Consider the following 14,692-nt stretch of genomic DNA (forward strand, 5'->3'; position numbering starts at 1 on the left):
TACGAGCCAATTTCAATCCACGCACTCCATACAGAGTGCGACGAATGGTCTGGATTAATGTCTTGGATGGATAGCCTAATTTCAATCCACGCACTCCATACAGAGTGCGACTCGGTGGCTGCTGTGAATGAGGTCGGAGAGTCAAAATTTCAATCCACGCACTCCATACAGAGTGCGACTTTCATCCAATCGGTTTTATCTTGCACATTGAATTCATTTCAATCCACGCACTCCATACAGAGTGCGACAGCGAAAATCCAGAAATTGATACCCTAATGATATCAATTCCATACATTTTCGCAAAAAACGATGCTAAAAAAGTTTGAATCCACCCTTGACTTCTATTATAGAAAATGGATTCTAATCCTTTTCGACAAATTTCGAGGTGCGAAGGACCCGGGGTTTTTATGTGAGCTTCACATTCGCACCTCACAGAATCAGCGGGCTTTCCATATCGTAAGATTCTTTTGCCCCCATATGCTCTACTTTCTTTTTATAGTTATCTCCTAAATTGTAGAAACGCAGGCTGTCTTCTTTTTTGTCTATCAATTCTTCTAATTCATATTTTAAACGGCGGAACTGGGTGGAATCTAAAATACACTCAAACACGGAATTTTGCACCCTTTGTCCGTGATCCACACACTTTTTTGCAACCTTGGCCAGTCTTTTTCTGCCTTCTCTGTCTACTGTACTCACATCATACGTAATTAGAATTAACAAGATCACACCTACTTCCACAGAAATGGAGGATACTCATCCAGATCTCCCCGGATATATCTGGCCAAGAGCAAAGCCTGTGAATAGGGCACAAGCCCCCAAGACATTTTCTCATTCAAATAAGGATGAATAATCTTGTCCTGCTTCCGTTCCTGCCATGCCTTCAATACGATTTTCCTCGTATCATCGTCCATCATGACAGCTCCGTTTTCTTTTTTGTAAAATCCTTTGCCATGAATCAACTTTTTATTAATTAAGGACAGTACAAAACGGTCGGCATATACTCCTCGAAGCTCCTCCATCACATCCAGTGCCAATGAGGCTCGCCCCGGACGATCTCTATGCAGAAAACCTACATAAGCATCCAGCCCGACGGCTTCGAGAGCGGATTTCATGTCGTTGGACAGCAGTGTATAGGCAAAGGATAGCAATGCATTCACATTATCCAGCGGCGGGCGCTTATGGCGTCCATGGAAATAAAAATCTTCTTTTTGCTGTAAGATCAGCTCATCGAAAACCGAATTGTACTGAACCGCCGCCGTCCCTTCCAAGCCGCGTAATATGTCCAGCTCCTCCACTTCACGAACCTGCTTCATGATTTCGGACAAAGAAGCGCTTACCTTCTTCATTCGTCCTGTATCAATACGAAGAGGGTAGTCCCGCGTCGCCCGTTCCAAAATCCATTTATGGTTATATAATTTCCCTATAATCATGTTTCTGGAAACAAGAGCGCTTCTTCTATCATCATCTGAAATCCGATACTGTTCTTTTCTCAGTACCACATTTCCCCGGCTTTCACCCGTAACTCGTGCCAGAAAACGTCCGCTTCGCGTCATAAAGGTTAGGTCTATGTTGCGTGTGGCGCAAGCTCCCATTAGGCCGGGGCTGGCTCCTGCATAGCCAAAAGTGCAAACCGCCTCCAAATTGTGCAAAGGATATCGTGCAAGAATGGACTCTTCTTGCTTGATTACGATATTTTCCCCATCCAGTGACAAGTACGTATCTGGCATCGTGACAAATAATGTGTTCAGTAGTTTTTTCATTCAGCCAGCCTGCTTTCAATAAAGCTTGAAACTGATTTTTTATTCAAAATCTCCGGCACACATATGTGTTGAAGCGAGCAGCTTTGGCAATTCGGCCCCGCTTTGGCTTTAGGCGTATGGTTGCGCTCAAAATAATGCCGCATTTCCTGCAAACTTGTTCGCACACGTTCACGGTCAGACGCCGTGATCACGACCTCTACCCGATGTTTGATCTCATCGTAATAAAAGCAGCCCTTGGAAATCTCACACACGAGCATTTCTTCAAGACACATCACTTGTGCGACCAACTGGGCATGATCCGAATCATTTCGTTTCGGTTTGCCGCGCTTGTATTCCACAGGAATAGGAAGGTACGTACCTTCCTCCCCTGCAAGCGGAACACCAAGGGGATCACGTATAAACTCTACCACGTCGCAGATTCCGGTGATTCCAAGCTCTCTGGAATGCACAGGTAATGCGCGAACGACGAGCTTATCCCCTCTTTTCTCACGAATCATCGGCTGATCCGCTTTTCGATGCAAATGATTGCCTTCAATCGTCCGCACGTTTTCTTCCCATTGCTGCTCGATATGAATAAGCGCCCATTGTCTTCTACAGAAATTAAAATGCTGTATACCGGATAATAGCAAATAATCTTCTTCGTTATAGCCCTGCATACTCTTGAACCTCTAAGCCTTCGAGCGGTGTTACTATGCATTCATAATGGGTGTCAAAAGATTTGTCGATTGCACTTGCATCTTCTTTCGGTTTCACTTCTAAAGAACGGTGTACTTTAGCAGATGAGTATTTTCCAAGCTTGGAATTATGCTCCCACCAATAGACTTTATGAACCTCCATGCTGCCGTCAGGACGGGCGGAGGATATATCATTTTCAAACAAGGAAATTAGCGCTTCCTTGATCTTTGCGGCATCTTCGTTTGTAAATCCTGTTTTTTCGGCTAGCTGTGTATTAATGCTTCCCTTAAAAACGTACACACCAAAATCCACCCGATGCTTCATCCCCATGGTGTCGGAGCCTTTTTCGCTCCCTGGTTCGGAATTTACACTTTTGGTAATTTGCATACTGGTAATATCAATAGGGAGAATACTGGTTGCTGTATGTATAGATACAGGCCCTCTTACCCCCACAGATACTCCTGCCCCTTTACCCGCCGCTTTGAATGCAAAAACTTGACCAAAACTACGAACATCCATCCATTCCTGACAGGCAACTCTGGCAAAATCCTCACCTGAGCCTTCCTTATTCTTGAACATTTTCCCCAGCTCAGGATTGGCTTCAGCACGTTCTCTTAAGCTATGAAAAGCATCCAGTTTCCGATCATTTGATTGAACAAAAATAGACTCGCCCATATCCTGCAGACGATTTCTTATTTTCCGTTTCAGAGCCACATCTGAAATTTCACCATAACCATCGTAATTTTGCCGTGGGCGATTGCCATTCAGGGGATCACCATTGGGATTAGCTTTCGCGACAGACAATACAACAGCAAAATCAATTTTATGATCCAAAATAGACATATGATTACTCTCCTTTAATGTACCTACATAGTTTTAAAGTCACTTAGGATTCCTGCTGTTCATTCATGTTTTTATGATTATTATGGTAGATTTCATAGCGTTGACTACTGAGTCCTAACAAGTATTTCCCGGTCAATGGTTTATTGTTGAACTCGTTGAAGGGGATTTTGTCAAGCACTTCATCAATCATATTGGTATAATAGTTTAAGCGTTTGCCAAGTCTGGCCTGATGTGGCTGCAGGGCATTTTGAATGGTCCTCCAGGTTCTTTCTGGATGTTGTGAGAAAACACTCATATACCGAATTGCATTAGTGGATCGCTTCTCATCCTTGTCTAATGCGCTTCGTTCCATCACATCAGCTATCGCCAACAGTCTGCCAAATAAATAACTACGATCCATATTTTCTTTATCTAATGCCACATTGTATCCCTCCTGTTGGTTAATCAATGCACATGCTATACTCAGTGTCTTCTCCCATTCCCATTTATCCAAAGCTACCGGGTTAGAGGCACGGTGAGTAGCACTCCTTACAATATCCTGCGGAATTTTTCGACCATCTACGATACACGGAAGCATTCTTTCCATTAAGCCTTTAACGAGCTTGTCATTCGCTTTAGAACCGTATGCTGCGAAAGCAATATCCTTCGTCGCCGGAGCACCCCAAAATTGTAAAAGCTCACCTTGCTCATCCTTCTGGTAACGGTGTAACCAGGCACATGTAGAATGCCAGTCTATCAGCTTGTCAAAATACAATTGTTTATCCAAATTCCGATAATACAGAACAGCCATGCGTCCCGTTGTCGCTGAGTCAAGCACAAGAATATTGACGTTTGCTTTGGACGCCGATTTGATAGCCAGTTTATTACGATAACCCGATAGTGCTTTGGCCAGATCAAAAGCAAACTCCTCGTTAGTATGACCTTTGATTGCTATCGGCCGCGATGATTCAGAGCCAAAATCCATTGCAAAGATGTTGTCATTGTCGGTAAGGCTCGGCATATCCGGGGCATCATTCCCCCAGACGAGAAAGACACGATTCTCTATGATTTTCCCTTGACGATGAATCAGCCACTTTAAGGCATTATGAGCTTTTTGCGATACCTCGTAGCTGATGCTTGCTGCTTCATGACTGTGAGCAAACCGTCCTCTAAATGTGAAACCGCTCGTGTCATTTGCCGAAATCAGCTTGGCTTTATCTCCGGAATTTCTGATTTTATTCGCGTGTTTATCTGTACCGGGAAGCTTCTTCCCGCTTACATAACAAATATCTTCTTCGCCCAATAGTTGGCTGTAGTAACTAACAAATGAATCATATAGTTCTATATCCTGCCAGACTTTAGTTAACGCTTTATCTGGTGAATACACGTTAAAACGAATAAATACGCTCTCCACTTCACCGGGAACTGCCGTAAATATACGTGGTTTTTCCCCATGTAAAGGTTCGTACTTCTTGTCCCATGTACTTATTAATTTCTGATCCACATCAAGATATAAAACAGGCGCGCCTACCAAGTCTTGAATCAGTCGGCGCTTGCTCAAGTAGCGATAGATGCTTTTCAGCTTGGGCGTAGCAAATTCTGAATTAGCCCAACCCTCTAACTGCTGAATATAAGCCGCAAAAGGCTCTTCTTTTTTGATCTTTCCACCATAGGCGACAAAATCTCCGGCAACATAGCTTAATTTATCATGCAGCGGATAAGGCGCTACGACAGAACCAGCCCGACTGGCTGACTTCTCCGTGCAAGGAATTAATGTACTAAAATCGTCTTTATCCAGCACTCGGGCTGAATGAAAATCACCTTGTTCGGTAATTTCCACTTCGATTTGTGCATTTTGAGTTGTATGAGAGATGGGCAGGAGCGTGTATTCGCGATCATTATATTTTTTTTCAATCACACCGACATATTTGACGTTGGATTTATATGTTTCATATAGATTTAGCAGCCAGCTCATTTCATGCCCCACCCCTCCCATTCAGCAAGCAGCTCATCTACGGATTGAACGTTATTTTTACCAAATTGTTTGGGCTGCATCTCGCCTATGATACGAATTTGTGGGCATTTCTCCGGTGGAATAAATTCAATGACTCCGTCCTTCATCACCGTATTCCACAAGCGCACCTCCAACTGATTCCGACCTGTCTCATCCGGGTAGTTAATTCCATGCACCATGTTTCCCAGATGAATTTCGCCGTAGCCATCATAGAAACCAGGGGACTCACCAAAGACACAAGGCTCCACATAAGCTTGGCATTCCCGTGTACCGAGGAAAATATCTCTGCGCCCACCCGCAAGCAACGAGCGTTTGAGTATATTGTGATGCTTATTCTCATTACGATCATATTCCATCTCGGGACGATGCAGATTAAAAATAAAATGAGCCTGAACCTCATAGCAAGGGTCTTTCAGATAGGTATAATTAGCAAGCGTATTACCGCCGCTATATTCAATGGGCCGAATCCCCTTCGATTCCATTCGTATAGCATTTAGGACACGAACCTTGTCTATTACCATCGTAATGGTAGGCTTCCAATAAATACTTTCTACGATCCCTTTTAATGCCTGATAGGTGGGGACACTGTAGGTTAGTTTCTCACCACCCAGCTTGGTTAGCGGGTCAGTGAACAGTGCATAATCTCCATACACTCTAAATTCGATTGCGTTTCTCAACTGGAAGCTTCCTCCTTTCTAGGTCTTTTTATCTAAAAATAGTACCAGAATATTACTTTTGGCATGGTCAGTCAATACAAAATATAGGCTCTTTATCTCCCATAAAGGCATTCTTAGAGAATAAAACCATCATGCAAACTATCATTGTGAAGATTCAGCCCAAATAAATCATCATAGGCCCCCTCAGTCAAAGCCCATATCTTTCCATCCAAATAAGGAATCAGCGCCTTATTGTGATCCAGTTCTTCTTTCTCATGGTGCAATATATTAATGGTGAACTGCTGTGCTTTGCGCAGCAGACTACTAAGGTCCTCTATGCTTTGCTGTCCGTTGAGATCAGCGATAATATCTTTTCCTTCCTTCCCTCCATTTCCATATGGAACGATAACTGCTGTTGTATGATCTTTAATGACTTGAAAGTGCTCTGCTGCTGTCTTATAGCTATTCGCTAGAAATAAAGGGAGAATCGTACCCTTTTCATCGTAATAAGAGCGATAGTACGTATTTTCACTGCGACTAACAGTTAATAGCTCAGTCATGTTTTTTCTTAGCTTAGGTATAAAATAGTTCAAGTCGGTTGCCAGCTCGGTATAATATTTTTGGAAATATATTTCCATAGCCTGTGCGGATAATACGTTACCGCCGAAGCTGGTTTTGTCACGTTTTAAGTCAACGAACATTTTTCTAGTAATCTCTTTGCCGATTTTGATTTCTTTGAGCCGCTTGAGATTCTCTTCTTCATGATCAACGACATACACCTGCTTTGTTTCATCTCTTCCGTGGCGATTACATCGGCCTGCCGCTTGTGCAATTGAATCCAAACCAGCCAAGGATCGAATGACACAGGTAAAGCTAATATCCACTCCTGCCTCTATGAGCTGTGTGCTGATACAAACGACAGGTTCCTTATGCTCTAAATGTTGTTTTACTTTCTCCAATATGCGATTGCGATGAGCCGGACACATGGATGTACTTAGGTGGTAAACCGGGATTGCACTGTTTCCTTCTGTTAGTCGAAGATATAAATTTTTGACCACCGCTTTTGTATTGAGAATAACGAGTACGCTTGGCTCATCAGCGAGCTTTTGCTCAACAAAATCGGCAAGTTTTTCCGTATTCACAGTACCGTTCGTCGCCTTGTCCACAATTTCAACCCGTTTAAACTTCTCTATGACATGATGGAGATCATGCACTATTTCCGCATCCGGCTCGATGTCCAGCTTGTTATGTACAAAATCCATTTCCGGTTGGGTAGCAGTGCAAAGAACAATACTTGAACTGGCATACGTTTTCAAAAAATTCAGCGCTTGATTAAACAATGAAATACAGTAAGTGGGGACTTTTTGGACCTCATCAAAAATGATGACAGACTCACTCAAATTATGAAGTCTGCGGACATTTCTGCTGCCATCTGCGTAAAGTACATTTAAAAATTGCACCATAGTCGTGAAAATGATGGGCGAATCCCAATTATCCTTAGCCAGCTTTAATTTTTGATGTGTATTCACAACAACATCTTCAAGCTCATGCTCCTGCCGATCTATATCTTCTACCTCGTTCATGACCACATTCGAGTGATGCTCCAGAATGTTAGCGTCATCCCGTATAATTTTGCGAACCTCCTGAGCGTTTTGTTCAATAATCGTCGTGAATGGAACGACGTAGATGATATGCTTCTTTTTGAATGTGACCGCATGCTTGAGGGCATAACGCAGACTAGCCAGCGTTTTTCCACCCCCAGTGGGTATGGAGAGCGTATGTATCCCCGAAGGCTTATCTGCAAATTGCTCACATTGCTCGGACATTTGTTTTCTAAGCAGATTAATGGTTGTCTCGGCGTTCTCTCCTGATTGCAAAGCGTTAATACGCTCCATTAATCTTTCGTAATACGTTTGAAATAGCTGTTGGCGATTCATCGGTTCATTGTCATTCTTTTCGCCTTTAATATTAATTTCTTCAAAACAACGGGTATTCGTGCGATCCGCATCAATCAAAGCGCTAAAAACAAACTTGGATAAGAACATCATTTTGAGTTCAATGTCTGGATTATGATCCCGTTTCATATAATGAGCCAACTCGGCTCCTGCTTGATTCACATAATGGTAAAATGTAGATTTCTCCATCACCTGCTCATAAAAAAGGCCGACTGCATGATCAAATCCCTCTAATTCCCGGTCACGCACCCGATCCAAAAATTTTGATTCCAGGTCGGGGTCTAAAAAATCCTGCAGATATGCATGGTGTGAAATAATCGCATTCCCTACAACTTCGGATAATAAAGCTTTGTTCATGAAATCCTGCTTATCAAATGTCCCTTGAGGTTGAATGTGAAAAAGATTGTATAATAACTTTCCACCAGCGGTAGAATGATCTACGCTTCCTCGTTTCGGTGGATTGTCAGGATTTTGCACCGCCAAACGTATGTAATCTTGAAACTTTTCTGTGTATTTGCCCAAATCATGCAGCATACCAGCGAGTCCGGTAATATGTCGGATACCTATTTTGTCTCCATAAGATTCTGCTAGCTGTTGAGTTTCCAACAGGTGGTCTGCTACCGTCTGAATCTCTTGGTCACTTTCCAATATGTGGGCAATATATTGCATGTTTTAATCTCCTTATTCAATGGTTGGGGTGTTAGTCTGAATATGCCTATACTTTTGTTCAATGTTGGCTTTACGTTCTGCTGAACGATGCTTATGAACTAAGACCTATTTACCAATAGGTTGATAAAAAAGGAACAAAGATATATTTACTTTTACTCTTTCGACATTTATTTACCTTTTCCTCCAAAAAATAAATTCAATAGTTAACCTGAATCAAACATTTAAAAATCCCCAGAGCTTCCCTCTGAGGATTCTTGGCGTATTCCCAAATTAAATGCAGCTGCCTATCCCATTTTCAACTCACGCACTCTCTATACAACAGAATGGGACCTAAGTTCCTATCCCTCCTTACACCCTCCACGATTTCAATCCACGCACTCCATACAGAGTGCGACAACGTTCGGCGACAACAGAGGTGCGACTGGCTGGAATTTCAATCCACGCACTCCATACAGAGTGCGACGCAGATGCAGCAACAACTTGGTGAGTTAACCAGCCAATTTCAATCCACGCACTCCATACAGAGTGCGACATCGCGAGAAATACCTGATCACCAACGGACGGATTTCAATCCACGCACTCCATACAGAGTGCGACCTGCTGCAGGACAAATGGGGGAACATCATCGACGAAATTTCAATCCACGCACTCCATACAGAGTGCGACTTAAGGGTATTGGTAGATAAGGCATTAACCGCTTTTTATTTCAATCCACGCACTCCATACAGAGTGCGACTCCACATGCTTTAAGACGCGCCATTGCCGCTGAAATTTCAATCCACGCACTCCATACAGAGTGCGACGGTGCTGCTCTCTCTTTGTTTTCCATGTTATAAGAATTTCAATCCACGCACTCCATACAGAGTGCGACGTGAAGCGTGAAGAAATAGGACGGGTTGTAAAGAATTTCAATCCACGCACTCCATACAGAGTGCGACGACGCCATTTTATCAATTCCATCTTGCAAACTACCATTTCAATCCACGCACTCCATACAGAGTGCGACAGCGAAAATACAGCAATTGATACTCTAATGATATCAATTCCATACATTTTAGCAAAAAACGATGCCAAAAAAGCTTGAATCAACCATTGACTTCTACCGAAGAAAGCTGATTCAAATGCTTTTCGACAAATTTCGAGGTGCGAAGGATCCGGGGTTTTTATGGGAGCTTCACATTCGCACCTTAACCAAGACGTTACACTCAGGATACCACAAAACATTTTTACCTCACAGAGAATTCTTTAACACTAAAACAATAAGGACTCTGCCCCGTCGATCACGATTTGCGCACCGGTAATATGACGCGAATGATCGGAGGCCAGGAATGTTACCAAATCAGCTACCTGCTCGGGTTGACCGGGCCCATTAGCCAACGGCTGCCCTCCTTCGGGAAACTGAACGGGGATGGTAATCCGCTTTAATCTTTCCGATATCTCCGTCGTTTCGTCAATATTGGTCGAGATAGCTCCCGGATAGATCACATTGACACGAATACGGAACTTAGCCAGCTCCAGCGCAGCCATTTTAGCAAAACCGGTTTGACCTGCCTTGGACGTACTGTAGGCTGACATTCCAAAGCTGGTAAAGCGCTGATTTCCATTAATAGAGCTGGTAATGATAATGCTGCCGCCACCGTTTTTTTTCAAATGCGGTACGGTATACTTCACCGTCAGGAAAGTACCATCCAGATTCGTAGACAGCGTCTGCCGCCAATCCTCAATGCTCAAATCCTCAATCGGTCCGACAACCCCATTAATCCCCGCATTGGCAAAAATGATATGCAGTCCGCCAAACAGTTCAACCGCTTCCAAAACTGCTTTTTCCACACGCACCGGATCGGCAATATCCACGTCAAAAGCCCGAGCGGCACCTTCACGTATAGCATTAATCTCTCTCTCCGTCTCTACAATCCGTTCATTACTGACATCAAAAAGTGCAACATTCGCTCCCTCTTTGGCCATTTGAATAGCCGTTGCCTTGCCAATACCAGAACCAGCCCCCGTGATCAAAGCCGTTTTGCCTTCAAAGCGCGCGCCTCCTGCCAATACGTAGCTCATATGTATCGCTCCCTTTCAGTATCCTGTATAATCACAAGATTACCCAAAAAGGTATACTTTATAATCACAAGATTACCCAAAAAGGTATACTTTATAATCACCATTTTTGCGCATTTTTTGCTATTTCGTTGCGATATTCGAGAAGAGGGCCCAGCATACACCCATTATCGCATTTTTTCTTCTGCTTTCTTGTTGACCGTTAGTTTCTTTCTATGTATCCATCAAAAAAGGACGTTATACAGCCATCAAATATGGATGCATACGTCCTTTCCTTATTCCGTTTACCACTGCAATTCAATAAATGCAGCATCATCTTCAAGCCCTCCGGTATGGGAGGCATCCAGCAAAACCTGTATCTGTTCATCAGGGACGGGCTCACGAATAGGGTCCAGATCAGATAATCCGTCACTGTATACCTGTAATCTCATCGGCATATCTGCGGGTATGCTTCTTTCGTACCAATGAGGCTTACCGCCAATCGACCCACGACTTGTGGACCAGCGCTCCGCTGTGGAGAAGGTATGATCAAATAATTGGCTGATCTCCTCCATACCGTTCCATAGCCGCAATCGTGAATCCCCTTGCCAAGCAAGCCTGAGACGCCCGCGGGTACCGCGCTTCGGCAGCTCGATTTTACCGCAAATATACATCGACTGGCTTCCCTGACGGCGTTTATCCTCCAGCACCGAACGCATCAAGCCCAATTCATGATGCAAAGGCTGCCGATCCAGTTCCTCTGCAGCCGTACCTGCCAAACGTTCGAGGTACAGCCCCAGTTTTACCGCAGACAGATCCTGCCCCTGTTCCATCCAGTCTAGCAAAGAGGAACCCAAATAGCGGGCTGCAAAATCTCCCTGGTAACTAAGTCCGACACCATCACACAGAACAAAACAACAGACAGATTTATGAATGCGCACTGCGGTGAAATCCTGTCCGCTTTCACCCATACTGGCAGATTCGGCAGACCTTCCGTAACCATAACGGCACATAAAGCGGCTATGATGAGTCGATAGTGGCTGATCGCCCATCTGAGAGCTTATGTAGGAAAAATGCTGCGCCAGCCGTGCATTCATTCCCTTCCTTTTGCTCGTGGGGAGCAGAGACAGCAGTCGATTCATGCGTTTACCTCCTTACCGTACAGGCGTTGCGGCCGACATTTGAAAACCGATGGACACCAGTTCCGGGCAGGTTCCGGGCAGCATCATAACCGCTCCCTCACCTAGCTGATAATCTGCCTCAAACAGCATTTCCCGATAGCTTTCAGGAAGGACAGAAGACATATTACGTAATTTCACAGCATGTTCATCCTGTAACGGCGTATTATGCGTAAGACCTTTCCAACGGCGAGGGTCCTGAATAGGCGTTTCCAATAATCTGTCCGATAAAAATATATTTTCCACCAGTATATTACCGTCCGGCACACTCATGCTCATAATACGCTTCGCAATCGGTTCCGGATCATCACCTGTGGAAACACCATCTGTCATGTGACAAACCAAAGGCGCAGGGCAATCCTGCATCCCCGGCAGCTCCGCCTGTAAAATACGTTCGGCTTGCAAGAAAGCTTTTGCCGAATCTGAAAATCGTTTGGGTGTCAAATCGGGCAACGAACCAATCGCTGCGACTTCATCAATCCCCTTCACACCGTTGAGCAGATCATATACGTCGTCACTATAAGCCAAAATCGCAATCCGGTAACGTGCAGTCAGTCGATTCCCTTTAGTCGAACGGAAAACCATCTGCCGAATCGCCAGTGATATAGCTTCATAGACAACGTCAATTCGCCGCCGCCCCTCCATGAGCATGTTCATTGACGCGCTAATGTCAATTAGGTAAATGATTAGGGCGGGGGTACGCTGTGAAGCCTGTATGGTATAATTCATCGTTTGCATACGCTCCTCTCAGTTACCTTTTATCATCTTGTGTCACTTCTTCCAAGTATGAAAATATGAAAATTCAAATTTTAGGCAGTCTAAAATTCGTATCGCTTAAAAAGTTATAGATAGAGGAAGCCCGATACCCGACTTCGCCTACCGAACGATAATAAGAAGAATTACTATCATACAACGCTCTAAAACGATTGGCAAAACCCTTCGCCTTCGCCGTGCTTCCGCCCTCCTGAGAGGCATAAGCCTTGTTATACAGGGAAATCAGCTGGAGAACATTCTGTTTGTTACTTGCATGAATTGATGCTTTTTTCTTTTGCTCCGCCTCTGCCTTACGTGCTGCCTCTTCCTGCGCTGCACGGGCAGCCTGGTTCTCTTTCCAAGCCAAATATTTTTCGTACTTCGCCTGCTGATCATACACTTTTTGCTTTGCCAGCTTGGCGGCTGCCTGCCTGTTTTGTTCCTTTTGAGCGAGGTAGGCTTCATATTTGACCTGCTGAGCTACAAGGACCTGTTGTTTGGCCTGCTGCTCAGCTTGCTGCCGTTGCTTCTCCGTCAGTGCCTTTTGAGCGGCCTCCTGTTCGGCAGTCAGCTTCGCTTCCGCCGTCTTTGTGGCTTCTTCCTGCTTCGCTACCTCGATTTGCCGCTGATTGGACTGATCTGCCAGAATATTCACGGCTGGAATGCCAACAACCAGCAAAACGACAGCCGCCGCCGTTGTCACAATGAACGTTTTGGAACGGAACCAGGCTGCTGATTTTTCCGGCTGCTCGGGCGGCTTGGGATTCAACTGCTCCTCCAGCCCCATAATGGCAGCCGATACCTCCAGATGCAGAGGGCTGCCGTCTTCTACAAAATGATATAACGACCGATATACCTCCAGGGCCGCAGCAGGCTTGTTTTGCTTCTCCAGTTCACGCGCCTGCCGGAACAGCTTGTCCGTCACCCCACGCTCTCCTTGCTCCTCGACCGTCTGATTCAGTATCGCAGCTTGTTCCGCTTGGAGCGGTGCAACCAAGGAGGATGCAGCTTTCCCGAACTCGCCAGTAGCTAATGCTGCTGCCTCTGTCGCCTCGGGTTCCACCGTCTCTACTTCAACAGGAATCTCTTGCTCGGTAAGTGCATTGAGCACAACTAGCCATTCGCCAAAGGTAGGGCAACTGCTCAGATCTTGACTGTCCCAGGCACGGCTAAACAGCTCCACCACTTTGCTTCCCCAGCGGGCTTCCAGCGACTTGCGTAAAATATAATAACGTTCGCAAGGCGTTTGCATTTCATGCTGGTCAAAATAACTTTCGCCCCACGCCTTATCGACCACCACACGGTCTGACCACCCCAGCATTTCGCCGATAATAATGGCCCCTGCAAAACGATCCGCATACGCGCTCCATAATCCGCTGTGAATGGTACGGTGCGCAGCATACCCCGGCGAACCCGCCAATAGAGCATCCGGACGATCCATTTTGGTACTGTACATTTGTTCCACATCGACCAATTCTACAGCTGATGTGCCTTCAGGCAGTTCCACTTCAGAAAAAAACGGAAGCATGACATTCGGCGCAGATAAATCACAGTGCGCCAGTCCTTTTTGCTCCATAGCCGAACCAATCCCTGCCAGCGCTCTGGCTAAAGCCAGACTATCGGAAGCCTCAAGCTGCTGCTGAGCTGTGAGACAATCGAACCATGTCGTCCCATGAATCCATGGCATCAGCACTGCATACAGCAAATCAGGATGCTCGGCGATCAGACTTCCGTTTCTTTCTGGAGTGAGCACATCACGCCTGCATACCTGCAAACCGGGAATATTCCCGTACGCTTCCATATGCTCAGATTGATAAACCATGGCCGGGATACGAAACTTTGGAAAAAACACTTTAAGGGCTTTAGCCTCATGCGGCGCTCCGCTTTTGGCATTCAGCTGGTATACGATCCCCTGCCGCCCTGCTTGAGCATAAGCCAAACCGGGTGCAACAGGATGTCGCCCAACCATGTAGGCTGTGCCGTTTATGATCAATTCGTCTCCCGGATTCGGTTGAAAAGACATGGATCATCTCTCTCCTTACATCGTTCAGTATGCTAGTTTCCTCACCCTATTATATACAATCTGTGGTTATCAGGAAAAACCGGGTGTCCGAAGATCGCCCGGTTTTTCCTAATAACCACTATACCAAATGTACAAATCACAAGAAATGGT

The 14,692-nt window shown here is 45.1% G+C and carries 11 protein-coding genes and 2 CRISPR repeat arrays (1 of these 13 cut by a window edge); all 11 genes read right to left on the reverse strand.

Annotation, left to right across the window (positions count from 1 at the left end; genetic code table 11):
* Positions 1–248: direct repeats of the CRISPR family, unit length 33 nt; unit sequence ATTTCAATCCACGCACTCCATACAGAGTGCGAC (it extends 196 nt beyond the left edge of the window).
* A gap of 181 nt (positions 249–429) precedes the next feature.
* Positions 430–720, reverse strand: a complete 291-nt coding sequence (gene cas2 / locus ACWGOO_RS00100) for a CRISPR-associated endonuclease Cas2 (RefSeq protein WP_025684321.1) — start codon at positions 718–720, stop codon at positions 430–432.
* Between the two features lie 8 nt (positions 721–728).
* Positions 729–1,760: a type I-C CRISPR-associated endonuclease Cas1c gene (gene cas1c, locus ACWGOO_RS00105; protein WP_452480439.1), complete on the reverse strand. Its 1,032-nt coding sequence runs from the start codon at positions 1,758–1,760 to the stop codon at positions 729–731.
* Positions 1,757–2,416, reverse strand: a complete 660-nt coding sequence (cas4, locus tag ACWGOO_RS00110) for a CRISPR-associated protein Cas4 (protein WP_452480441.1) — start codon at positions 2,414–2,416, stop codon at positions 1,757–1,759. Before cas4 ends, cas1c begins: the two co-directional genes overlap by 4 nt.
* Positions 2,403–3,278, reverse strand: coding sequence for a type I-C CRISPR-associated protein Cas7/Csd2 (cas7c, locus tag ACWGOO_RS00115; protein ID WP_452480443.1), 876 nt, complete (start codon positions 3,276–3,278; stop codon positions 2,403–2,405). Before cas7c ends, cas4 begins: the two co-directional genes overlap by 14 nt.
* Positions 3,279–3,321: 43 nt before the next feature.
* On the reverse strand, positions 3,322–5,232 hold the full coding sequence (gene cas8c, locus ACWGOO_RS00120; protein WP_452480445.1) for a type I-C CRISPR-associated protein Cas8c/Csd1: 1,911 nt from the start codon (positions 5,230–5,232) through the stop codon (positions 3,322–3,324).
* The gene (cas5c, locus tag ACWGOO_RS00125; protein WP_452480447.1) at positions 5,229–5,948 is read right to left on the reverse strand and encodes a type I-C CRISPR-associated protein Cas5c; all 720 of its coding nucleotides are present in this window, start codon (positions 5,946–5,948) and stop codon (positions 5,229–5,231) included. The genes cas8c and cas5c overlap by 4 nt, the downstream gene beginning before the upstream one ends.
* A 113-nt stretch (positions 5,949–6,061) precedes the next feature.
* Entirely contained in the window at positions 6,062–8,551 is a 2,490-nt protein-coding gene (gene cas3 / locus ACWGOO_RS00130; RefSeq protein ID WP_452480449.1) for a CRISPR-associated helicase Cas3', read from the reverse strand.
* A 362-nt stretch (positions 8,552–8,913) separates the two neighbouring features.
* Positions 8,914–9,557: a CRISPR direct-repeat array (repeat unit 33 nt; unit sequence ATTTCAATCCACGCACTCCATACAGAGTGCGAC).
* Between the two features lie 245 nt (positions 9,558–9,802).
* Entirely contained in the window at positions 9,803–10,612 is an 810-nt protein-coding gene (locus ACWGOO_RS00135) for an SDR family oxidoreductase (protein WP_452480451.1), read from the reverse strand.
* Between the two features lie 281 nt (positions 10,613–10,893).
* Positions 10,894–11,730: a hypothetical protein gene (locus tag ACWGOO_RS00140; RefSeq protein WP_452480453.1), complete on the reverse strand. Its 837-nt coding sequence runs from the start codon at positions 11,728–11,730 to the stop codon at positions 10,894–10,896.
* Positions 11,731–11,742: 12 nt separating this feature from the next.
* Complete coding sequence (locus ACWGOO_RS00145) at positions 11,743–12,495, reverse strand: vWA domain-containing protein (RefSeq protein ID WP_452480455.1); 753 nt, start codon at positions 12,493–12,495, stop codon at positions 11,743–11,745.
* Between the two features lie 73 nt (positions 12,496–12,568).
* Positions 12,569–14,542 (reverse strand): hypothetical protein, encoded by a 1,974-nt coding sequence (locus ACWGOO_RS00150; protein ID WP_452480457.1) that lies wholly within the window; start codon positions 14,540–14,542, stop codon positions 12,569–12,571.
* Positions 14,543–14,692: the final 150 nt, after the last annotated feature.

The sequence above is a fragment of the Paenibacillus sp. NPDC055715 genome (assembly GCF_053617595.1).

Bases quoted from the DNA above. Each gene is read 5' to 3' on its own strand.
- cas1c (WP_452480439.1), bottom strand. From the start codon at position 1,760: ATGAAAAAACTACTGAACACATTATTTGTCACGATGCCAGATACGTAC.
- cas4 (WP_452480441.1), bottom strand. From the start codon at position 2,416: ATGCAGGGCTATAACGAAGAAGATTATTTGCTATTATCCGGTATACAG.
- cas7c (WP_452480443.1), bottom strand. From the start codon at position 3,278: ATGTCTATTTTGGATCATAAAATTGATTTTGCTGTTGTATTGTCTGTC.
- cas8c (WP_452480445.1), bottom strand. From the start codon at position 5,232: ATGAGCTGGCTGCTAAATCTATATGAAACATATAAATCCAACGTCAAA.
- cas3 (WP_452480449.1), bottom strand. From the start codon at position 8,551: ATGCAATATATTGCCCACATATTGGAAAGTGACCAAGAGATTCAGACG.
- ACWGOO_RS00135 (WP_452480451.1), bottom strand. From the start codon at position 10,612: ATGAGCTACGTATTGGCAGGAGGCGCGCGCTTTGAAGGCAAAACGGCT.
- ACWGOO_RS00140 (WP_452480453.1), bottom strand. From the start codon at position 11,730: ATGAATCGACTGCTGTCTCTGCTCCCCACGAGCAAAAGGAAGGGAATG.
- ACWGOO_RS00145 (WP_452480455.1), bottom strand. From the start codon at position 12,495: ATGAATTATACCATACAGGCTTCACAGCGTACCCCCGCCCTAATCATT.
- ACWGOO_RS00150 (WP_452480457.1), bottom strand. From the start codon at position 14,542: ATGTCTTTTCAACCGAATCCGGGAGACGAATTGATCATAAACGGCACA.